This is a genomic window from Streptomyces spiramyceticus (genome assembly GCF_028807635.1).
GTDB classification, from domain to species: domain Bacteria; phylum Actinomycetota; class Actinomycetes; order Streptomycetales; family Streptomycetaceae; genus Streptomyces; species Streptomyces spiramyceticus.
This window is the reverse complement of the sequence record NZ_JARBAX010000001.1, coordinates 1,290,172-1,310,304: the sequence shown is the minus strand read 5'-3', so window position 1 is coordinate 1,310,304 and position 20,133 is coordinate 1,290,172. Positions and strand designations below refer to the sequence as shown.

Here is a 20,133-nt window from a genome sequence, read left to right as displayed (position 1 = left end):
CCTGACCGCCTGACCGGCTGCCCGCCTGACCGCCTGATCAGCTGCTCGGCTGCTCGATCAGCTGGGCGATGTAGAGCGACTCACCGAGCTTCTCGACCAGGTCCAGCTGGGTGTCGAGATAGTCGATGTGGTGCTCCTCGTCCTTGAGGATGTCCTCGAAGATGTTCGCCGACGTGATGTCGCCCTTGTTCCGCATGACATCGATGCCGCGCTTGAGGCGGTCGATCGCCTCGACCTCGACCTCCCGGTCGGCCTTGAACATCTCGGTGACGGTCTGGCCGACTCGTACGTGGAAGAGCCGCTGGTAGTTCGGCAGGCCTTCCAGGAAGAGGATCCGGTCGGTCAGTGTCTCCGCGTGCCGCATCTCGTCGAAGGACTCGGCCCGGGTGTATTTCGCGAGCTTCGTCCAGCCGAAGTTGTCCTGCATTTTGGCGTGCAGGAAGTACTGGTTGATGGCAGTCAGCTCGGCGGTCAGCTGCTCGTTGAGAAATTCGAGGACCTCGGGGTCGCCCTGCATCGCAGAGGCTCCTTCCAGGCGTGGAACTGGGCAGGTTTCGCGCATCTTTGCACCGCGGGTGAGAGGCGTCCAGTAAGTGCAGGCTTATTAGGAGTTGCCCCGAATAGGGTCAGACCTGGTCATGACCACCCTTCGCCGTCTGTCACCATGGAGGCATGGGTCAGCCGGAAAGCCGGGAACGTCGCGAATCAGAGCAGCCCGAGCTTCCGCCGGGGCAGCGTCTCCAGCGCGGCTGGCCGGTTACCCACTATGGTCCTGTGCCCAAGTTCAAGCCGGACCGCTGGGAGTTCAGGATTTTCGGCGCGACGGCCGACGGTGAAAAGCGCTGCTGGAATCACGAGGAGTTTTCGGCCCTGCCGTTCTCCACGGTCGTGGCCGATCTGCACTGCGTGACAAAGTTCAGCATGCTTGGGGCCGAATGGGGTGGGGTGCTCGCCCGTACGCTCGTCGAACTCGCGCCGCCCGCGCCCAACGTCACTCACGTCATGGTCTGGGCCGAGTACGGCTTCAGCGCGAATCTGCGGCTCGCGGACTTCACCTCGGAACGTACGGTTTTCGCCACGCACAAGGGCGGCGAGCTGCTCACCGCCGAGCACGGTTTCCCGGTGCGCCTGGTAGTGCCGCATCTGTACGCCTGGAAGGGGCCCAAGTGGGTCCGCGGCGTCGAGTACATGACGGCAGACCGCCGCGGCTTCTGGGAGGAGCGCGGCTATCACAACGTCGGCGACCCCTGGCGTGAGCAGCGCTACTCCTATCAGGAGGAGCCGGGGGACGGCCCGGAGCTCTAGCGCCTGCCTGCCTGCGTCTGCCTGCCGGATCGGTGCCGGATCAGTGGTGGTACTGGTGGACCACCGCGTGGCCCTTGCCCCGGCCGATCATCCACTTGTTCACCGGCGTGGTGATCACGAAGGCGGCCGCGAGGGCGAAGGTGAGTACGCCCCAGAACATCGCGTCGGACAGGTGCGCGTCCATCGCTCCCGGCCACAGGGCGAGCACGCCGTTGTCGATCAGCTCCATCACGGCGATGGAGAGCGTGTCGGCGGCGAGGGCAACCCGGATCGCTGTCCTGAAGCCGACGCCGGCCTTGAGGATGCCGCGCAGGGTCAGGGCGTAACCGAAGAAGAAGGCCAGGATGATCGCCAGGATCATCGTCTCCATGTTGCCCCAGCCGAGCGCGGTGCCGATCACCATGCCCAGGACCTCGCCGATGGCGCAGCCGGTGAGGCAGTGGAGCGTGGCCTGGGCGGCCATGCGCCAGCTGACCTTGCCGTGGCTGCCGTGATGGGCTGCTCCGTGCCCTTCGTGGCCCCCATGTTCCTCATGCGGGAGGTGCTCGTGGTCCGCGTGGTGCGTGGTGTGCGTGTGTGTTTCGTGGTCCATCGCGTGGCTCCCCATGTCAGGTAGCGGTTCCTGCCGATAGCAGAAACCGTATACCCCCCAGGGGTATTCCTCAATGGCTTTTGGGCTGGGTCAGAAGTCGCGCAGCTCCTTGAGCCGCGCCACGTCGGCCGCATGCCCTTCTTTGCCGCCTGGCGTCTCGATCGTCAGCGGTACGCCCTCGGTCGCCGGATGCGAGAACAGCTCGCGGAACGGCTCCTCGCCGATGTGGCCGGAGCCGATGTTCTCGTGGCGGTCCTTGTGGGCGCCGACCACGTCCTTGGAGTCATTGGCGTGGATCAGCTTGAGCCTGCCCTCGCCGACCGTGTCCACCAGCAGGTCGAGGGTCTGCTTCATCCCGCCGGGCCCCGCGAGGTCGTGCCCCGCCGCGTAGATGTGGCAGGTGTCGAGGCAGACGCCCAGCTTGGGGTGCGCGTCGAGCGCTTCGAAGTACGGGCCGAAGTCCCAGGTGCGCGAGCAGAGGGAGGCGCCCTGGCCGGCTGTCGATTCCAGCAGCAGGAACGGGTCGTCGTCGTGGGTCAGCTCGTCCAGGAGCGGCAGCAGGTGGGTGCGTACCTGCGCGAGCGCTTCGGAGCGCGGGCGGCCTCCGGTCGCCGAGCCGGTGTGCACCACCACGCCCAGCGCGCCGATCTCGCGGCCGCGGCGCAGTGAGTGCCGCAGCGACTCGACGGACTTCTCCACGGTCGCCTCGGTGTGCGAGCCGAAGTTGATCAGGTAGGGCGCGTGGACATACGCAGGGATCCGCTCGGCGGCGCAGGCCGCGCGGAACAGCTCGTCCTGGGCCGGATTTCCGGTGGGCGTCGCCCAGCCGCGCGGGTTGGCGGCGAAGACCTGCACGGTTTCGGCGCCGATCTCACGGGCGTACGCGAGACCGGTCGTGGCGAGGCCGCCAGCCACGGGCACATGGCCGCCGACGGGGTTTCGGGAGGGGAAAGGTGCGTTGCTCATCGTCCCAACAGGATGCCAGGGCCGGACGGTGCCACCGACCGGCCCCGGGGCGTCCTGTTGGGCGGGCTTACAGACCCTTTGTCTTGATGGTGACCGTGCTGCCCTCGGGAGCGCTTTCGCCGCCCTCGACCGACTGACTCGCGATCTCGTCGCTGAAGGACAGGAACGGGCGGTCCACGTCGACCTCGAAGCCCGCGTCCTCCAGCGTGCTCCTCGCGTCGTCGACGTTCTCACCGACCACATCGGGCACGGGAATCATGCGCGGCCCCTTGGACACCGTCAGCGTGATGGTGTCGCCCTCGGCGAGCCGGTCGCCCTCGGCGGCGGACTGCTTCGCGACGGACCCGGCCTCCTCCTGGGAAGAGACCCGCCCGGACGCGACCTTTACGTCGAATCCGAGGTCTTCGAGCTCCGAGGCGGCGTCCTCCACGCTCTCGCCGGTCACGTCGGGCACCTCGATGGGCGAGCCCTTGCTGACGACCATGGCGATCGCGGAGTCCGGCTGCCGCTTGGTGCCGGCGCCCGGGTCCGTACTGATGACGGAGCCCTGCGGGACGTCCTCGCTGAATGCCTGGGTGATGATGCCGGGGGCCAGACCGGCCTTCTCGATCTCCCGCGCGGCCTTGTCGAGCGGCAGGCGCCCGACGTCGGGGACCTCCACGATCTCCGGGCCGCGTGACACAACCAGCGTCACGGAACCGTTGTCGCGGATGCGCGCCCGGGACTTCGGGTCGCTGTCCATGACAGTGCCCCGCTCGTACGCCTCGCTGAACTTCCGCTCGACCTTCTTGACGTCGAGCCCGGCCGCGGACAGCCGCTTCCCGGCCTCCTTCTCCGTCTGGCCGAGGAGGGAGGGCACGCGGGTGAACTGCCCCGAGTTGATGTACCAGACTCCCGCACCGACGCCGAGGACCAGCAGCAGCGCGGTGACGATCGCGAGCACCCCGCGCCTGGGCGCCACAGTGCGCCCGCGCGGCGCGGCCTGGGGCGGCGCGTCCGGCGCGGGCATCTGGAGCCTGCTGGTGCGGTTGAGAGGCTCGCCGCCGTTGCCGTCGGCGGGCACTGGCACAGGCGTCCTGAGGGCGCGGGGAATGACGCTCGTACGGTCCTCGGCCCCGCCCTGCCCCTCGGCCTCCGGCCGGGCCTGTGGCGGCACGATGTCGAGCTGTTCGTCGCTGAGCGCGGAGCGCGCCTCCCGGGCCTGCGAGAGGAGCGCCACGGCGTCGTACGGACGGATCTCCGGGTTGCGCGCGGCGGCGGCGGCGACCAGCTCGTCCAGCTCGGCCGCCAGCCCGGGGACGGCGGCGGAGGGGGCGGGCACGTCCTCGTGGAGGTGCTGGTAGAGCACCTGGGCGGGGGTGCTGCCGGCGTGCGGCTTGCTGCCGGTGAGCATTTCGTACAACACGACACCGCAGGCGTAGACGTCCGCCCGGGTGTCGGCGGTGCCGTGCTCGATCTGCTCGGGCGCGAGATACGAGACGGTGCCGAGGACGGAGCCGGTGGTACTGGTGACGGTGTCCACGGCACGTACGAGCCCGAAGTCGGCGACCTTGACCCGTCCGTCGTCCCCTATCAGGACGTTTTCCGGCTTCATGTCCCGGTGGACGAACCCGGCGCGGTGAGCTGCCCCGAGCGCGGCCAGTACCGGCTCCAGGATGTCGAGTGCGGCACGGGGCTGCAGAGCGCCGCGCTCGCGCAGTACGTCGCGCAGGGTGCACCCGGCGACGTACTCCATCGCGAGGTACACATAGGCACCGTCCGTGCCCTGGTCGAACACCCCGACCACATTCGGGTGCGCGAGCCTCGCGACCGACTTGGCCTCCCGGATGAACCGGTCCACGAAGGAGGCGTCGGCGGCGAGGGTCGGGTGCATCACCTTGAGGGCGAGAACCCGGTCGAGCCGGGTGTCGACGGCCCGGTAGACCGTGGCCATGCCGCCGACGGCGATGCGCGCATCGACGCGGTAGCGGCCGTCGAGCACGTGCCCGACGAGAGGGTCCTGAAGGGTCGTATCCACGCAGGGGAGTCTACGAGCCGCCACGGACACCGCTGGCGCCCGTCCCGCGCCCGCAGCGGTACTGAAGCCGACCTGTGACGCACGGCACGCGCGGGGGGCCTTCGATTCCCCCCGCGGTCGGAACGCCGGTCAGCCGCGCGGTCGGAACGTCGGGCCCCCCGCGCGGTCGGAACCCCGGTCACCCGCGCGGTCGGAACGTCGGGGCCCCTCGGTCGGAACGCGGGCTCCTCGCGCGGTCAGAACGCCGGGCGCTCCGGATCCAGGGCCGCGCGCCCCGCCCCCGGCGACGACGCCTCCGCGTAATGGCGGCGCGGAATCCGCCCCGCCCGGTACGCCAGTCGCCCCGCCTCCACGCCGTGCCGCATCGCCTCCGCCATCAGCACCGGCTCCTGCGCCCGCGTGACCGCCGACGCGAGCATCACCGCCGCGCACCCCAGCTCCATCGCCAGCGCTGCGTCGGACGCGGTCCCGGCCCCCGCGTCGAGGATCACAGGGACCTTCGCCCGCTCCATGATCAGCTGGAAATTGTGCGGGTTGCGGATGCCGAGCCCCGACCCGATCGGCGAACCCAGCGGCATGATCGCCGCGCACCCGACGTCCTCCAGCTTCCGCGCGAGCACCGGATCGTCGTTCGTGTACGGAAGGACCGTGAAGCCGTCGTCCACCAGAGCCTCCGCCGCATCGAGCAGCTCGATCGGATCGGGCAGCAGCGTCCTCTCGTCGGCGATGACCTCCAGCTTGATCCAGTCGGTGCCGAGCGCCTCCCGCGCCAGCCGCGCCGTAAGCACCGCCTCTCCGGCCGTGAAGCACCCTGCCGTGTTCGGCAGGACACGGATGCCCAGTTTGTCGAGGAGGGACAGCACCGATCCCTGGACCGTCGGATCGAGCCGCCGCATCGCGACGGTCGTCAGCTCCGTCCCCGAAACGACCAGTGAGCGCTCCAGCACGTCGAGACTCGGCGCCCCGCCCGTGCCCATGATCAGCCGGGACGAGAACGTGGTGTCGCCGATGGTGAGCAGATCGTCGGCCATGATTCAGCCTCCCTGGACTGCGGTGAGGACTTCGATACGGTCGCCGTCGCCGAGCGTGGTGGCGGCCCACTGTCCGCGCGGTACGACGGTCTCGTTGACTGCGGCGGCCACGCCGGAAGAGGCACGGGTGAGGGTCGCGACAAGAGCGTCCAGCGTCGTACCGGCGCCGACCTCGCGGCTCTCGCCGTTCACGGAGATGGTCATACGGGCTGCTCCTGCGGTGTCGCTACGGATGCGGGTACGGGCACGGATCCAGGCGCGGCTGCGGCCACGCCTCCGGGCGCGAAACGGCGCGGACTGAACGCACGGGCCTCTTCGGGAAGCTCCCCCGTGGCCAGCACGGCCGCCATCGCATCCCCCGTGACCGGCGTCAGCAGCACCCCGTTGCGGTAGTGCCCGGTCGCCAGATGCAGCCCCTCCAGCGCGGTCGGCCCCAGCAGCGGCGCATTGTCCGGCGAACCCGGCCGCAGCCCCGCACGGGTCTCCACCAGGGGCAGCTCGGTGAGTCCCGGCACCAGCTCGTGCGCGTCGCGCAGCAGCTCGTACACCCCGCCCGCCGTGACGGTCGTGTCCCAGCCGAGCTCCTCGCTCGTCGCGCCGACGACCAGCTCGCCGTTCTCGCGCGGCACGAGGTAGACGTGGCTGCCGCGCACGACGGCCCGCACTGTGCGGCTCAGGAAGGGCGCGTACGCCCGCGGTACGGACAGCCGCAGCACCTGTCCCTTCACGGGACGTACGGGCGGCAGGACGTCGTCCGGTACGCCCGCGAGCCTGCCGCTGAGACTGCCCGCCGCCAGCACCACCTGGCCGACGGAGACCTCCGTCCCGTCCGCCAGTACGGCGCCGGTGGCCCGGTTCCGTACGACACAGAGCCGCTCCACCCAGGTGCGGTGGAAAACCACGCCGGCTCGCTCGCACGCCGTCACCAGCGCCGAGGCCAGCCGCCTCGGATCGACCTGGTGGTCACCGTCGACCCGCAGACCCCCGCGCACGCCCGGCGCGAGCATCGGCTCCAGGCGTCGGCACTCGCGCCCCGTGAGCCACTCGGATTCCAGCCCCGAGCGGCGCTGCAGGGCGTGGAGTTCGCGCAGGTGGGCGCGGTCGTCGGAGTCCAGAGCGACCGCGAGCGTGCCGCACGCGCGGTATCCGATGTCCTGCCCACTGGCCGCCTCCAGCTCGGCGGCGAACGCCGGATAGCGTCCGGCGGAGGCAAGGTTCAGGCCGAGGAGTGTTTCCTCGCCGTAGTGCAGTTCGGTGACGGCGGCGAGCATCCCGGCCGCGACCTGAGCGGCCCCGCCGCCCGGATCCGGATCGGCGACAGCGATGCGCAGCCCGCGCTGCGCCGCCCGCCAGGCCGTCACGAGACCGATGATCCCGCCTCCGACGACCAGTACGTCCGACCGTGCGTCCGACCGCGCGTGCGGCACCGCCTCCGGAGAATCCGAAGAATTACGTGAATGCATAGGCGTCCAGCCCCTCCCTTCGCCGGCATGACCCGGATCAGGTTCGTACGGTCGGAGGCCGCCCAGCCTCCCTCTCAGCCCGGTCCGCCCGGGCTCCCGCGGTTGTCTTCGCCTGCTGGGGGTCCCGGGGTAGCCCTCGGAAGCCAGCAGTACGGTGGCCACCCTAACGCCCGTCCCCAACGCGCAGTAAGGGAGCAACTCCTGTGGCCCGCTCGGTCCCCTCGCTCGACGGACTCGTCCTCTCGCCGGTCGCCGACCAGGCGCCGGGGCAGGTCGGCACCCGGACCCGCTTCTCGTACCACGAGGAGAACGGCCGGATCTGGGCCGATTACGCGGGCGGCGACGTCGTACGCGGCCACCTCGTCGGTACGCGCGAGGGCGACGCGCTGGACTTCCGGTACGTACAGCTGAAGCAGGACGGCACGACCTCCTCCGGGCACTGCCGGTCCACCGTCACAGTCCTCTCCGACGGGCGGGTGCGACTGGAAGAGACCTGGGAGTGGGAGTCCCAGGAGGGCAGCGGGACGAGCGTTGTCGAACAGCTGCCTCTGTGACACCACTGCCTCTGTGACGGTGTGTCAGAGATCTCCCCTCGCGGCCCTCGGGGCGGCCCGACAAGCCGCCCTACAGTGATCGGGTGAGCGAGCAGAGGCAGACAGAGCAGCGCGTCGTCATCGTCGGCGCGGGAATGGCCGGCGTACAGACCGCTGTGGCACTGCGCGAGCAGGGCTGGACCGGCCCCGTCACACTGATCGGCGCCGAACCGCACCAGCCGTACGACAGACCGCCACTTTCCAAGGCGGTGCTGCTCGGCAAGGCCGAGGGGTCGGCCTTCGACGTGGACTTCGAAGCGCTCGGGATCGAGCTCCAGCTGGGGCGCGAAGTCATGGGCGTACGCCCCCTGGCGCACGAGATCGACACGCCCTCGGGCCCCGTTCCGTACGACGTACTGGTCGTCGCGACCGGAGCGCAGCCCATCACCCTGCCCGGCAGCGAAGGCGTCCCCGGCGTCCATCTGCTGCGCACGCTCGACGACGCCGCGCGGCTGCGGCCCGTACTCGACGAGAAGCACGACATCGTGGTCGTCGGGGCCGGCTGGATCGGCGCGGAGTTCGCCACGGCCGCCCGCGAGGCGGGCTGCGCCGTGACCGTCGTGGAGGCCGCCGACCGGCCGCTGGCGGGCACCATGCCGGCCGAGGTCGCCGTCCCGATGGCCGACTGGTACGCCGAGAGCGGCGCCGGGCTGCTGACCGGGGCGCGCGTCGCGAAGATCGAGCCCGGCACGGTCGTCCTCGCCGACGGGCGGCGGCTCGCGGCCGGCGCGGTGGTCGTCGGCATCGGCGCCAGGCCCGCGACGGACTGGCTCGCAGGCTCCGGCATCGAGCTCGGACCCGACGGTTCCGTCACCGCCGACAGCCGCCTGCGCACCTCGCTCCCCGATGTGTACGCCGTCGGGGACTGCGCCTCCTTCCCCTCGCACCGCTACGGCGAACGCCTGCTCGTGCACCACTGGGACAACGCGCTCCAGGGCCCCCGTACGGTCGCGGCGAACATCGTCGGCGAGACACCGCAGGACTACGACCCCGTCCCGTACTTCTGGTCCGAGCAGTTCGGCCGCTTCGTGCAGTACGCGGGCCATCACGCCGCCGCCGACACGCTGGTGTGGCGCGGGGACCCGGCCGGCGCGGCCTGGACCGTGTGCTGGCTGCGTGAAGGGGCGCTGGTCGCGCTGCTCGCCGTCGCCCGTCCGCGTGACCTCGCACAGGGCCGCAGACTGATCGAATCGGGCGCCCCGCTGGACCCGGAGCGGGCCGCGGACCCGTCCGTTCCGCTCAAGTCGGCGACGCTTTAGCGGCACACGACGGGGTCCCGACTACCGACTGTCAGTCCCAGGTGGCAGGCTTGTCCCGTGACCGAGATTGACGCAAACATCGATGCTCTCGTCCCTGCCTGGTTCAACCTCCCCGACATCGCTGAAAAGCTCGGTGTCGAGGTGACGCGCGTCCGGCAGCTGGTCAAGGAAGGCCAGCTCATCGCCGTACGCCGTGGCGAGAACCGGGTGCTTCAGGTGCCTGCCGCCTTCATCGACGGCGACAAAGTGGTCAAGGGTCTCGCCGGGACCCTGACCCTCCTGAGGGACGACGGCTTCACCGACGAAGAGATGCTCGAGTGGCTCTTCACTCCCGACCCGACCCTGCCCGGCACCCCCGCGCAGGCGTTGAGTGAGAATCGCGGCACGGAGGTGAAGCGGCGCGCACAGGCGCTCGCCGTCTGATCACTGACGACTTAACCGCATGCGGTGTACGGGCCCCCGGCGGCCCGTGCACCGCCCAGCAACGGGGGAGCGCCACCATGCCCACGTCCACGAAGCGCGCACTGCTCGCCGACGCCCGGCTGTATCTGTGCACGGACGCCCGCAAGCGCCAGGGCGACCTCCCGGAGTTCCTGGACGCCGTCCTGTCCTCCGGCGTGGACATCGTGCAGCTGCGCGACAAGGGCATGGAGGCCGCCGAGGAGCTGGAGCACCTCCAGGTCTTCGCCGACGCCTGCCGCAGGCACGGCAAGCTGCTCGCCGTGAACGACCGGGCCGATGTCGCCCACGCCATCCGCGCCGATGTGCTGCACCTGGGACAGGGCGACCTGCCCGTCCCGGCCGCGCGCGCGATCCTCGGGGACGACGTGCTGACCGGCCGCTCGACGCACTCCGAGTCCGAGGTGGACGCGGCAGCCGCCGAGCCCGGCGTGGACTATTTCTGCACGGGCCCCTGCTGGCCCACCCCCACCAAGCCCGGCCGGTACGCCCCGGGCCTCGGTCTCGTCCGGTACACCGCCGCCCTGCGCCAGGACCGGCCGTGGTTCGCGATCGGCGGGATCGACGCGGGCAACCTCGACGAGGTGCTGGACGCGGGTGCCCGCAGGGTCGTGGTGGTACGGGCGATCACCGAGGCCGACGATCCGGCGGCCGCGACGGCCGATCTCGCGAAGCGCGTCAGGGGCCGCGACACGTGAGTGTCCAAGATTGTCCGAGGGGTGGACGGAAAACCGGCAAAACGGATAAATTACACCGGATTTGTTGGGGCTCCGCATTGCTCTGGCTAACCTGCCGATATGGCCCTTGGCACTGCTTCCACCAGGACTGATCACGCGCGAACCGTGCGTGACCTGCTCGCGACCGGCAAAACTTCGTATTCCTTCGAGTTCTGGGCGCCCAAGACCGAGAAGGGCGAGCGGAACCTGTGGAACGCGCTGCGCCGGGTCGAGGCGGTGGCACCCAGCTTCGTCTCGGTGACCTACGGCGCCGGCGGCTCCACGCGTGCGGGCACCGTCAAGGCCACCCAGCAGATCGCCGACGACTCGACCCTCACGCCGGTCGCGCACCTCACCGCCGTCGACCACTCAATCGCCGAATTGCGCAACATGATCGGCCAGTACGCCGACGGCGGGATCCGGAACATCCTCGCGGTCCGCGGCGACCCGCCCGGCGACCCCATGGGCGAGTGGATCCCGCATCCGCAGGGCGTGACGTACGCGGCGGACCTGGTCCGGCTCATCAAGGAGTCGGGTGACTTCTGCGTGGGCGTCGCCGCCTTCCCCGAGATGCACCCGCGCTCGGACAACTGGGACGACGACATAAGGCACTTCGTCGACAAGTGCCGGGCGGGCGCCGATTACGCCATCACACAAATGTTCTTCGACCCAGAGGATTATCTGCGGATGAGGGACCGGGTCTCGGCGGCGAGCTGCGAGACCCCGATCATCCCCGAGGTCATGCCGGTGACCAGCGTGAAGCAGATCGAAAGGTTCGGGCAGCTCAGCAACGCATCGTTCCCGCCAGCTCTGAAAGAGCGGATCCTCGCGGTCAAGGACGATCCGGCGGCTGTACGCTCCATTGGCATCGAGTTCGCGACGGAGTTCTGCTCGAGGCTGCTGTCCGAGGGTGTACCCGGACTGCACTTCATCACGCTGAACAACTCCACGGCGACGCTCGAGATCTACGAGAATCTCGGACTGCACGAGCACGCGCAGTCCTGACGGCTGTGCCTGCTGTTGCCTCCTGGGGCCGCGGCGGCGTACGAGAGGGGCGTACATGGGCTGGGCGGTCCTCTACATCGCGTTCGGAGTCGTGGCGCTGTGGCTGCTCGGCGAAGTGCTGCTGCAGTACAAGGCGAGGCTCCGCTGGCGGCTGCTGGCCTTCGCCGGTTTCGTGGGCGTGGTCCTCGGTGTGCTGCTGTCGTCCGTGCTCGTGATCGGGGCGGGCGCCATCGCCTTCGCGATCGGCCAGACGTACGTCACGCTGTCCTTCCGCCGCGGGTTCTCGACGGGCTGGGCCATAGGCGGTAAGCCGGGGGAGAGCCGTCGCCGCAGGGGCGGTGCGCGGGCCGTCGAGCAGGAGCCGACGCTGGAGGTCTCGGACCTGGAGTACGTGTCCGATGTCGAGTACGAGCCGGCCGCCCCGCCGGAGCCGGTGTACGCACCTCAGCCGCTGCCCGACGAGACCGGCCAGTACGGCGTCTACGACGCTGCGGCGTACGCCGCCGAACCGCAGCCCCAGGCCAACGCGTTCGGCGGCTACAACGAGTACGACACGACGTACACCGGCTACGACCAGCCGAGTCAGGACGTGTACGCGGGCCAGTACGGCTACGCGCCCGAGCAGCAGCAGTACGCGGCGTACTCCGACCCGTACATCGGCACTCAGCCGTACGGCACCCAGCAGTACGGCAATGAGACGCCGCCCGGTGGGGTGTGGGTCCCGCAGCAGCGCGACGGCGAGCAGCAGTTCGGCGGCGAGCAGCCGGTCCAGGACCCGTACCAGAACGGCTACGACGCGAACCGCTACGACGCCAACGGCTACGACACCACGGGCTACAACACCACCGGCTACAACGAGCAGTACCGCTACTGACAGTCCCTGCCGCTGCGGGCCCCGCTGAGCGGCCCCTACTGCGAGCCGCGGAAGCCGTCCCCCTCGACGATGAGCCCCGTGACAAGGGCCCCCGACATCCCGGCGTGCGCCAGTCCGCCGCCGGGATGCGCCCAGCCTCCGGCCAGGTGAAGACCGGCGAGGCGGGTGCTGTTCGACGGGTACAGGCAGCGTCCCCCGGCTCCCGCCAGCGCCGGCGGCGGTACGCAGCCCCCCACAGTGCCGGTAACGGCAGCCGTGTCCGCCGGGGTCCGTATCTCGCGCCACAGCACGCGCTCCCGGAGGTCGGGCACGGCCCGCAGCGCCGCCTCCATCACGTCGTCCGCGTACCGCCCGGCCAGCGCTTCGTCCGTCCAGTCGACAGGCCCTTGCGGAGCGACGGTGGCCGTCAGCGTCACCGCTTCGTGCCCGTCATCGGGGCAGGTCAGCGGGTCGCCGGGACGCAGCACCGTGACGGTGGGGCGCTCGGCGTGTGTGCCGCCGAAGGCCGCTGAGGCCTCGGCGCCGGCGTCGGCGGAGTGGACCACTGTCCGGTGGACTGCGTCGGCGGGGCGGCCTCCGCGCAGCGCGAGCAGGACCGTGAGCCGCCCGGGTGCCGTCGGCTCCGGCACCGGCCGGACGTCGTCGCCGGACCACACCTCACGTCCCGCCGCCATCCGTTCGAGGGTCCGGGGGTCGGCCGCGAAGACCACCGAGTCCGCGTCGGCGACCGCACCGCCCGCGAGTTCCACGCCCACCGCGCGGCCGTCCTTCTCCAGAACCCCGGTCACCTCGGCGCCGAAGGTGAACTCCACCTTGCGCGCCAGGCACCGTTCGTACAGCGCACGCGCCAGCTCCCGCATCCCGCCTCGCACGTACCAGCTGCCGAAGGTCTGCTCCATGTACGGCAGTACGGCGGCCGAGGCGGGCGCGCTGCGCGGATCGAGCCCGTACGACAGGGCGTAACTGTCCAGCAGGGCGGCCAGCCGGGGCTCGGCCAGTTCCCACTCGCCGATCTCCGCGAGCGTGGTCGCCTGCCGGTCGCGCCGGAGCATCCTGCGGTGGCGCACCGACGGGTACGGATCGCGGCCCAGCACCTGCCAGTCCTGGCGCAGCGGTTCCTCGAGGAGCGGCCGTCTGGTCCGGTCCCAGGCGTCGCGGGCCCGGTTCATGAAGTCGCCCCAGCGCTCACCGGCGCCGTCGCCGAGTGCCGCGTCCAGTGCCGCCGCGACACCGGCCCGCGAGGCATTGGGCAGGGACACGGCCGTACCGTCCGCGAAGATGTGCCGGCTCGCCGGGTCCACGGGCATCAGCTCGACGCACTGCTCCAGCGACTGCTTGCCGGTCTTGGCGAACAGGTCGCGGTAGACAGCGGGCAGGTGCAGCAGACCCGGCCCCGTGTCGAAGGAGAAGCCGTCCCGCTCGAACCGGTCCACCGCGCCGCCGTACGTCGCCGCGCGCTCGTACACCGCCACCCGGTGGCCCGCGACGGCCAGCCGGGCAGCGGTCGCCATCGCGCCCATGCCGGCGCCGATCACCACAATCCGTGCCATGCCAGGGACTTTATCGGCCGCCTCTGACAACGGCCGCCCGGCCGGACTGGGGTCGAGCACGCAGTGCTGAGTATCCGTACCTAGTACAGGAGATGAGTAGATTCGCGGATGGGCTCTCACCTGCGCAGACGGAAGAGTGGAGACCACGGAAGGGGCGCAGCGCCGATACCGCCGACACGGGGCGGCGGAGCGGCGCGGCTCCCCTGACGGAACGGGGGTGTACCACGGGGGTCGGGGGACCGCCGGGGGAACACGGGGGGACACGAAAGAACGCCGGTCCGGCGAAGCTCGGGGGGATCGAGCTTCGCCGGACCGGCGCTTTTTGTTCGCTCCTCCGGGCCGCTTGTGCGGGGCTCCGGACGGGGCCGCTAGCGGCCGCTCACCCGGCCGTGCAGCAGCCGCGACAGCGCCGAATGCACGTCGTCGATCGACCGCTCCCGCTGGAACGCCTGCCAGTCCAGCGCCGCGACCAGCACCATCCCGACCAGCGCGGCCGCCGTCAGCGGAATGTCGATCTCCTCGTTGAGCTCACCGTTATGGACGGCCTCCCGCAGCACCGTCTCGACGACGGCGACCGCTTCCTGCCGTACCACCAGGAGGGTCGACTGCCAGGCCCTGTTGGTGCGCCACAGTTCGGCGACGTACAGCTGGGTGAAGGCCGGGTAGCGGTCGATGAACCCGAGACCGGCCCTGATCATCGCGTCGAGGGCCTCCACCTTGGTGCCGCCGCGCTCGTCCGTCTCGTCGGCCGCCGCCTGGAGGGAGGCGGTGAGCAGGCCGACGCCGTGCCGCAGCAGCTCTTCGAAGAGCTCGGTCTTGCTCTTGAAGTTGTAGTAGACCGTGCCCTTGGCGACCCCGGCGCGCTCGGCGATCTGGTCCACCGTCGTCGAGGAGAAACCCTGCTCCGCAATGAGGGTGACGGCCGCTTCGTAGAGCTTCTGCCTGGTGGTCTCGCGGCGCGTTCTGCTGCTTTCCATGGGCTCGATTCTCACAGGCTGAGCTCCGGGTGCAGACGGTCGAGCGTCCACACCTGCTTGCGCCGCGCGGAGACGGCCGTCAGCGCGAGGGCGCCTGCGGTGAAGGCGAGAAGCACCAGGCTGCCCGTCCAGACCGGCTCCAGGCCGCCGCCCGTGATGAGCCTGCGCAGGCCTTCCACGACGTAAGTCATCGGCAGGAAGGGGTGGATGGCGTTGAAGAAGCCCGGACTGGTCTGTACGGGGTAGGTGCCGCCGGCCGATGTGAGCTGGAGCATCAGCACCGCCAGGACCAGGATCCGGCCCGCAGCACCGAAGCGGGCGTTGAGCCACTGCACGATCGCCGCGAAGCAGCCGGTCACCAGTGCCAGGAACCCGATCGTCCCTGCGGCGTGCTCCATCTTGAGGCCGAGCGACCAGTGCAGTACGGACATCAGGATGCCGACCTGCAGTACGCCGATGGCGGCCACCGGCAGCCAGCCCGCCACGGCGATCCGCCACGCGGAGGCTCCGGCCGACAGTGCGCGCCGGTTGAGCGGCTGGATCAGCATGTATCCGACCATCGCGCCGACCCACAGGGACAGCGGGATGAAGTACGGGGCGAAGCCGGTGCCGTAGTTGGGCGCCTTGTGCATCGACTGGGAGGCGAGCTGGACCGGGTCGGCCATCACCTCGGTGCGCTGGTCGCGGTCGTTCTTGTCGTAGTCGGGGATCTTGGTGACGCCCTTGTGCAGGCCGGTGGCGAGCTCTCCGGAGCCGTCGACGAGCTTGATCAGGCCGCCGTTCAGCTCCCCAGCGCCGTTCTTGAGCCTGCCGACTCCGCCGTCCAGGTCGGCGGCGCCGTTGTTGAGCCTGCCGATGCCCCGGTCGAGGTTCACGGCGCCGGTCTTGGCGTCGGTCAGTCCTGTGTCGAGCTTCGCGGCGCCCCGGGCGACCTTGTTGGCGCCGGTGTTGAGCGCGTTGACCTTGCTGACGGCGCTGCTCAGGTCCTCGTCGAGGTGCGGTGCGCGCACCGAGAGCTCGCGCGCCTTCGTCTGGAGCTGGGCCAGGTCCTTGTCCAGCTGCGTCAGGTCGCCGCGCTGGTTCTTGACGAGATTGTTGACGTCGGCGGAGATGAGCGCCGTGTCCGCCGCAGCCTTGTCGGCCTTCTTCAGCTGCGGGCAGGCGGGGTCGGGGAGCGGCTGGTCCACACAGCGCGCCTGGTAGACGGTGTGCAGCTCGTCGGCGGCCTCGCGGGAGCCCTCGGCCAGGACGGGCGCGGTCTTCACGAGCGTGCCGAGATTCTCGCGGACGATCCGGGTGCTGTCGGCGACGAGCTTCGCCGTATCGCCGATCGTCTTGCCGTTGTCCTTGAGATACGGCCTTACTGTGCCCGCGATTCCGTTGACCGTGTCAGCCAGCTTCTGCGTGCCGTCCGCCACCTGCTGGGAGCCGGTCCTGAGGTCGCCGGAGCCCTTGTTCAGCCGCTTGAGGCCGGCCGCGAGGTCGCCGCTGCCCTTCTTGGCGTTCTGCAGGCCGTCCGCGAGGCTCTTGGAGCCGTCCTTGGCCTTGCCGAGACCGCTCTTGAGGTCGCCGGAGCCCTTCTTCGCCTTGCCGATCCCGCCCTTGATGTCGTCGGCGCCCTTGGCCGCCGTCTGTGTGGCGTCATGGATGTCGGAGAAGGAGATGAAGATCCGGTCGAGGAAGGAACGGGAGGCGTTCTTCGACGCGGCGGTCCTCACCTCGGAGAAGACGGTCTTGGAGATCTGCCCGACGATGTAGTTGTTGGCGTCGTTCGTGCGCACCTGCAGGGCGCTCGTCTCGGGCACGTCGCCGGAGCTGGACGCGATTCGCTCGCTGAAGTCCGACGGCATGCTCAGGGACAGGTAGTACGCGCCGTCCTCCACGCCCCTGCGGGCCTCGTCGGCGCTCACCTCGTGCCACTCGAAGACGTCGCTGTCGTGCAGCTTTCCGGTGATCTCGTCACCTGCGGCGATCTTCTTGCCGGAGACGGTCGCGCCCTTGTCGTCGTTCACGAGGGCTACGGGAATGCGGTCGAGCTTGCCGTACGGGTCCCAGAAGGACCACAGGTACAGCGCGCCGTACAGCAGCGGAAGCAGCAGCAGCGCGACGAGCGCGGCACGCGGCAGCTTCCCCCTGCCGAACCGCTTCAGCTCAAGCGCGGCCAGCTTCGGCGAGCGCATCGTCCGCCCCCTTTTCGTCGTCGGTCGTGTCGGTCTCGTCGGTCTTGTCGGCGTCAGCGACGTCGTCGGCGGCGGCGTCTGCGGCATCAGCAGCGGCGTCGGTGGTGCCGGCGATGCCGGCCGTGTCAGCCGGGTCTCCGGCGGCCGTGACCCGCAGCGCGTCGTCGGGCGCCTCGCTGCACACCGCGACGACGGTCGTCCCTGCCGCGGCGACAGAGCGCAGCAGCTCCCAGGCCAGGGCCCGTTCGGTGTCGGAGAGCTTGAGGTCCGTGTCGTCCACGGCGAGCAGCCGGGGACGGCTCATCAGCGCGAGCCCGACCGACAGGCGCAGCGCCTCCAGACGCTCCAGATCCCGTACGGACGTACGCGGCCCCTTGGGCAGCGAGTCCAGGGCCAGGCCCACGGCGTCGAGCGCGGCGTCGATCCTGGCCCTTGCCTCGGCGGCCCGTTCGGCGCGCGGCTTGAACAGCGTGCGCAGCGAGCCGTCGAACCGGCGCTGGAGGAGCGCGCGCTCGTGCAGGTGCTCGGCGACCGTGAGGGCCGGGTCGAGCTCGCTCACGCCCGTGACCGGGCCGAGCCCGGTGATACGGCGTACGGCGGCCAGCTTCTTCGGCAGGCGCAGGCCCCCCACTTCCGCGTGGCCCTCGGTGGCGCGCATGCGGCCGGTGAGGGCGAGCAGCAGACAGGTGCGGCCGGATCCTGACGGGCCCTCTATCGCGATGAGTGTGCCGGGCTCTGCGTCGACGCGTACGCCGCGGAAGGCCCAGCCGCGCGGGCCCTTGAGCCCGAAGTTCTCGGCGGTCACAGCTGCCCCGTGCGGGCTGTCCACGAGCCCCTCCCCACTTTTGAACTGACCGGTCAGTACAAAAGTTATCCCGAACTCGCGATCGAGGCAAAATCCCAGGTCAGAGCCGATTGTCAGTGGTGGCCCTCACGATGGACACATACGGCTACAGAGCCGTCACGCGACGACAGGAGGTTCGTCATGGCTCGCACACCCGCAGCCGCCGCCCAGCGGCGCCGCGCCACCGGCCCTGCACCCTCACTGACCGGCCCCGCCGGCGACGTCCACCCCGTGCTGCGCAGGGCCGGCGCCCCACCCGCCGCCCTCAGCCTGCTTGCCCAGGCACGCACGGGGCTGGACGAGGCAGCCACCCTCGAAACGTCGAACGAGCGGTACGCCACTGCCCACCTCGCCGCCCTGCGTACAGCGGCCGCGGTCCTCGCCGCCCGCGCACGCCCCGAGACGACAGCGCGCCGTCGCCAACGGATCCGCAGCGCCTGGGAAGTCCTGCCGGAGATCGCACCGGAGCTGACGGAGTGGAGTGCCCTGTTCGCCTCCGGAGCGCGTCGCCGGGCGCGCGCCGAGGCCGGCATACAGGGAGCGGCGACCAGCCGCGACGCCGATGATCTGCTGCGCGACGCGGCCATGTTCCTGCGCCTCGTCGAGCGGCTGCTCGTGCTCGATCCGGTACTGCCCCAGCCCCGTACGGACCCGACGGAGCACCCTGACGCGGGGTGATCGGAGCTGCTCCCCGAAGGCAATAGGGTGGTAGGGCCTTTACAAGAACGATGCGTCGCTCGAACATTCACCGCCCCGCCGCACGCGGCGGCACCGCGCCGAGGAGTCAACTGCCGTGTCGGACCCGATGCGCCCCCGCGCCTCCCTCCGTACCGCCGTGGTCTGGGAGGTGCTCAAGGACGCCCTCGACCGCAAGGTCAAGGCGACCGGCAAAGACACCCTGGACGTCCTCGACACCGGTGGCGGCACGGGCAACTTCGCGGTGCCCGTAGCCCGCCTCGGCCACCGCGCCACGGTCGTCGACCCCAGCCCCAACGCGCTCTTCGCGCTGGAGCGCCGAGTCGCCGAAGCCGGGGTCGACGACCGCGTCCGGGGCGTGCAGGGCGACATCCACGGCCTCTTCGACGTCGTCGAGCGGGGCGGCTTCGACGTCGTCCTGTGCCACGGCGTCCTCGAATACGTCGACGACCCGGCCGAGGGCGTACGCAACGCCGTCGAAGCCCTCCGCCCCTCGGGCACGCTCAGCCTGCTCGCCGCCGGGCTCGGCGGCGCAGTCCTGGCCAGGGCCCTGGCCGGCCACTTCACCGAAGCCAGGCACGCGCTCACCGATCCTGCGGGCCGCTGGGGCGAGGGCGACCCGGTACCACGACGCTTCACCGCCGACCAGCTCACGGAACTGGTCGGCGCGGCCGGTGTGGAGGTCGGCGCCGTCCACGGCGTGCGGGTCTTCGCCGACCTCGTCCCCGGAGTGCTGGTGGACACCGAGCCCGGCGCCCTGGACGCCCTGCTCAAGCTGGAAGCGGCGGCCGCCGAGCTCCCCGCATTCCACGCCGTCGCGACCCAGCTGCACGTACTGGGCGAGAAGCAGTAGCCCGGGCGGGGCCTGAGGCACCGCCCGAACGGGGCGCCGGACGCGGCTGATCAGCAACGCAGTGGCACATGGAGTGCGCCACAGGCCACCCGATCGGCCGTCTCGCCCCGTATGATCGGAGCACACCGTCCGGCATGCCGGATCGGCCAATGGGGAATGGACGCCTCAGGCAGCTGACACGGCATGGCGGCCCGGATTGTGAATTGGCGTAGAGGGCGGGTTTCACGGGGGCGATTCCCTGCCTATTCTGAAAGGGCCGCATACGGTCGCCCCCCGCGACCGACGACTAGGAGGACTCCGTGCCGCTCTCGGAGCACGAGCAGCGAATGCTCGAGCAGATGGAGCGAGCGCTGTACGCCGAAGATCCCAAGTTCGCGACAGCGCTTGAGGGAAGCGGGCTGCGTACGTACACCCGGCGACGGGTCTACCAGGCGGTCGCAGGCTTTCTGGTGGGTATCGCGCTCCTCATGGCCGGAATGGTCGCACAGCAGATCTGGATCAGCGTGGTCGGCTTCCTTGTGATGCTCGGCTGCGCAGTGCTCGCGGTCACCGGCTGGCGCAAGGCCCCGAAGCCCGGTGAGCAACCGGCACCCGGCACTCCTGGCACGACCGCTCGCAGCCGCCCCAGGCAGCGCAGGTCGTTCATGGACCGTATCGAGCAGCGGTGGCAGCGTCGCCGCGACGAGGGCCAGGGGCGCTGAGCACCGGCCGCGCACACTGATCGCATCCGATCGCATCCAGCACTTGCTACGA

Annotated in this window: 21 protein-coding genes and 1 riboswitch; of the genes, 10 read left to right on the top strand and 11 right to left on the bottom strand. The window is 70.4% G+C overall.

The genetic code is table 11. The features are described 5' to 3' along the window. Window positions 1-37: 37 nt before the first annotated feature. Window positions 38-517 carry a bacterioferritin gene (gene bfr, locus PXH83_RS05870; protein ID WP_274557473.1) on the bottom strand — a complete coding sequence of 160 codons (480 nt, stop codon included), beginning with the start codon at window positions 515-517 and terminating at the stop codon, window positions 38-40. 155 nt (window positions 518-672) lie between these two features. Between bfr and PXH83_RS05865 the strand changes: the two genes are divergently transcribed. Next, complete coding sequence (locus PXH83_RS05865) at window positions 673-1,305, top strand: sulfite oxidase-like oxidoreductase (protein WP_214915025.1); 633 nt, start codon at window positions 673-675, stop codon at window positions 1,303-1,305. A 40-nt stretch (window positions 1,306-1,345) separates the two neighbouring features. Here the strand turns inward: PXH83_RS05865 and PXH83_RS05860 are convergent, their stop codons facing one another. From PXH83_RS05860 to thiO, 6 genes are all read right to left on the bottom strand, one after another. Continuing rightward, window positions 1,346-1,897 (bottom strand): DUF4396 domain-containing protein, encoded by a 552-nt coding sequence (locus tag PXH83_RS05860; RefSeq protein WP_274557469.1) that lies wholly within the window; start codon window positions 1,895-1,897, stop codon window positions 1,346-1,348. 90 nt (window positions 1,898-1,987) lie between these two features. Beyond that, window positions 1,988-2,863: a deoxyribonuclease IV gene (locus PXH83_RS05855; protein WP_274557467.1), complete on the bottom strand. Its 876-nt coding sequence runs from the start codon at window positions 2,861-2,863 to the stop codon at window positions 1,988-1,990. A 67-nt stretch (window positions 2,864-2,930) separates the two neighbouring features. Then, entirely contained in the window at window positions 2,931-4,880 is a 1,950-nt protein-coding gene (pknB, locus tag PXH83_RS05850) for a Stk1 family PASTA domain-containing Ser/Thr kinase (protein ID WP_274557465.1), read from the bottom strand. A 236-nt stretch (window positions 4,881-5,116) separates the two neighbouring features. Further along, window positions 5,117-5,911 carry a thiazole synthase gene (locus PXH83_RS05845; RefSeq protein WP_214915014.1) on the bottom strand — a complete coding sequence of 265 codons (795 nt, stop codon included), beginning with the start codon at window positions 5,909-5,911 and terminating at the stop codon, window positions 5,117-5,119. Window positions 5,912-5,914: 3 nt separating this feature from the next. Further along, the gene (thiS, locus tag PXH83_RS05840; RefSeq protein WP_274557461.1) at window positions 5,915-6,115 is read right to left on the bottom strand and encodes a sulfur carrier protein ThiS; all 201 of its coding nucleotides are present in this window, start codon (window positions 6,113-6,115) and stop codon (window positions 5,915-5,917) included. Beyond that, window positions 6,112-7,374, bottom strand: coding sequence for a glycine oxidase ThiO (gene thiO, locus PXH83_RS05835; protein ID WP_274557457.1), 1,263 nt, complete (start codon window positions 7,372-7,374; stop codon window positions 6,112-6,114). The genes thiS and thiO overlap by 4 nt, the downstream gene beginning before the upstream one ends. After that, window positions 7,370-7,484, bottom strand: a riboswitch (TPP riboswitch). It overlaps the preceding gene by 5 nt. Window positions 7,485-7,577: 93 nt before the next feature. Between thiO and PXH83_RS05830 the strand changes: the two genes are divergently transcribed. The 6 genes from PXH83_RS05830 (at window position 7,578) to PXH83_RS05805 (ending at window position 12,280) form a co-directional block, all read left to right on the top strand. Next, on the top strand, window positions 7,578-7,928 hold the full coding sequence (locus PXH83_RS05830; RefSeq protein WP_274557455.1) for an avidin-fold protein: 351 nt from the start codon (window positions 7,578-7,580) through the stop codon (window positions 7,926-7,928). Window positions 7,929-8,011: 83 nt separating this feature from the next. Continuing rightward, window positions 8,012-9,226, top strand: a complete 1,215-nt coding sequence (locus PXH83_RS05825) for an NAD(P)/FAD-dependent oxidoreductase (RefSeq protein ID WP_274557453.1) — start codon at window positions 8,012-8,014, stop codon at window positions 9,224-9,226. Window positions 9,227-9,283: 57 nt separating this feature from the next. Continuing rightward, entirely contained in the window at window positions 9,284-9,649 is a 366-nt protein-coding gene (locus PXH83_RS05820) for an Rv2175c family DNA-binding protein (protein WP_214915003.1), read from the top strand. Window positions 9,650-9,726: 77 nt separating this feature from the next. Further along, window positions 9,727-10,383: a thiamine phosphate synthase gene (gene thiE, locus PXH83_RS05815; protein ID WP_274557449.1), complete on the top strand. Its 657-nt coding sequence runs from the start codon at window positions 9,727-9,729 to the stop codon at window positions 10,381-10,383. A gap of 99 nt (window positions 10,384-10,482) precedes the next feature. Next, window positions 10,483-11,406, top strand: a complete 924-nt coding sequence (gene metF, locus PXH83_RS05810; RefSeq protein ID WP_274557446.1) for a methylenetetrahydrofolate reductase [NAD(P)H] — start codon at window positions 10,483-10,485, stop codon at window positions 11,404-11,406. Between the two features lie 55 nt (window positions 11,407-11,461). Then, window positions 11,462-12,280 (top strand): hypothetical protein, encoded by an 819-nt coding sequence (locus PXH83_RS05805; protein WP_274557444.1) that lies wholly within the window; start codon window positions 11,462-11,464, stop codon window positions 12,278-12,280. Between the two features lie 35 nt (window positions 12,281-12,315). Here PXH83_RS05805 and PXH83_RS05800 read toward each other — a convergent pair whose 3' ends face one another. The 4 genes from PXH83_RS05800 to PXH83_RS05785 form a co-directional block, all read right to left on the bottom strand. After that, window positions 12,316-13,830: a phytoene desaturase family protein gene (locus tag PXH83_RS05800; RefSeq protein ID WP_274557442.1), complete on the bottom strand. Its 1,515-nt coding sequence runs from the start codon at window positions 13,828-13,830 to the stop codon at window positions 12,316-12,318. A 368-nt stretch (window positions 13,831-14,198) separates the two neighbouring features. After that, a complete protein-coding gene (locus tag PXH83_RS05795) occupies window positions 14,199-14,807 on the bottom strand; it encodes a TetR/AcrR family transcriptional regulator (protein WP_274557440.1) in 609 nt (202 codons plus the stop codon). Window positions 14,808-14,818: 11 nt separating this feature from the next. Then, a complete protein-coding gene (locus PXH83_RS05790; protein WP_274557437.1) occupies window positions 14,819-16,987 on the bottom strand; it encodes a YhgE/Pip domain-containing protein in 2,169 nt (722 codons plus the stop codon). Beyond that, window positions 16,959-17,816: an ATP-binding cassette domain-containing protein gene (locus PXH83_RS05785; protein ID WP_274557435.1), complete on the bottom strand. Its 858-nt coding sequence runs from the start codon at window positions 17,814-17,816 to the stop codon at window positions 16,959-16,961. Before PXH83_RS05785 ends, PXH83_RS05790 begins: the two co-directional genes overlap by 29 nt. A 156-nt stretch (window positions 17,817-17,972) precedes the next feature. Between PXH83_RS05785 and PXH83_RS05780 the strand changes: the two genes are divergently transcribed. The 3 genes from PXH83_RS05780 (at window position 17,973) to PXH83_RS05770 (ending at window position 20,081) form a co-directional block, all read left to right on the top strand. Beyond that, complete coding sequence (locus PXH83_RS05780; RefSeq protein WP_274557432.1) at window positions 17,973-18,509, top strand: SAV_6107 family HEPN domain-containing protein; 537 nt, start codon at window positions 17,973-17,975, stop codon at window positions 18,507-18,509. 115 nt (window positions 18,510-18,624) lie between these two features. Continuing rightward, entirely contained in the window at window positions 18,625-19,380 is a 756-nt protein-coding gene (locus tag PXH83_RS05775) for a class I SAM-dependent methyltransferase (RefSeq protein WP_274557429.1), read from the top strand. A gap of 299 nt (window positions 19,381-19,679) precedes the next feature. Then, window positions 19,680-20,081 (top strand): DUF3040 domain-containing protein, encoded by a 402-nt coding sequence (locus PXH83_RS05770; protein WP_274557427.1) that lies wholly within the window; start codon window positions 19,680-19,682, stop codon window positions 20,079-20,081. The last annotated feature ends 52 nt before the right edge of the window (window positions 20,082-20,133 follow it).

What these genes read in the sequence shown, in the direction of transcription:
- PXH83_RS05860 (WP_274557469.1), bottom strand. Translation starts at nt 1,897, where the DNA reads ATGGACCACGAAACACACACGCACACCACGCACCACGCGGACCACGAG.
- PXH83_RS05855 (WP_274557467.1), bottom strand. Translation starts at nt 2,863, where the DNA reads ATGAGCAACGCACCTTTCCCCTCCCGAAACCCCGTCGGCGGCCATGTG.
- metF (WP_274557446.1), top strand. Translation starts at nt 10,483, where the DNA reads ATGGCCCTTGGCACTGCTTCCACCAGGACTGATCACGCGCGAACCGTG.
- PXH83_RS05805 (WP_274557444.1), top strand. Translation starts at nt 11,462, where the DNA reads ATGGGCTGGGCGGTCCTCTACATCGCGTTCGGAGTCGTGGCGCTGTGG.
- thiE (WP_274557449.1), top strand. Translation starts at nt 9,727, where the DNA reads ATGCCCACGTCCACGAAGCGCGCACTGCTCGCCGACGCCCGGCTGTAT.
- thiO (WP_274557457.1), bottom strand. Translation starts at nt 7,374, where the DNA reads ATGCATTCACGTAATTCTTCGGATTCTCCGGAGGCGGTGCCGCACGCG.
- PXH83_RS05790 (WP_274557437.1), bottom strand. Translation starts at nt 16,987, where the DNA reads ATGCGCTCGCCGAAGCTGGCCGCGCTTGAGCTGAAGCGGTTCGGCAGG.
- PXH83_RS05795 (WP_274557440.1), bottom strand. Translation starts at nt 14,807, where the DNA reads ATGGAAAGCAGCAGAACGCGCCGCGAGACCACCAGGCAGAAGCTCTAC.
- bfr (WP_274557473.1), bottom strand. Translation starts at nt 517, where the DNA reads ATGCAGGGCGACCCCGAGGTCCTCGAATTTCTCAACGAGCAGCTGACC.
- PXH83_RS05865 (WP_214915025.1), top strand. Translation starts at nt 673, where the DNA reads ATGGGTCAGCCGGAAAGCCGGGAACGTCGCGAATCAGAGCAGCCCGAG.
- PXH83_RS05780 (WP_274557432.1), top strand. Translation starts at nt 17,973, where the DNA reads ATGGCTCGCACACCCGCAGCCGCCGCCCAGCGGCGCCGCGCCACCGGC.
- PXH83_RS05800 (WP_274557442.1), bottom strand. Translation starts at nt 13,830, where the DNA reads ATGGCACGGATTGTGGTGATCGGCGCCGGCATGGGCGCGATGGCGACC.
- thiS (WP_274557461.1), bottom strand. Translation starts at nt 6,115, where the DNA reads ATGACCATCTCCGTGAACGGCGAGAGCCGCGAGGTCGGCGCCGGTACG.
- PXH83_RS05845 (WP_214915014.1), bottom strand. Translation starts at nt 5,911, where the DNA reads ATGGCCGACGATCTGCTCACCATCGGCGACACCACGTTCTCGTCCCGG.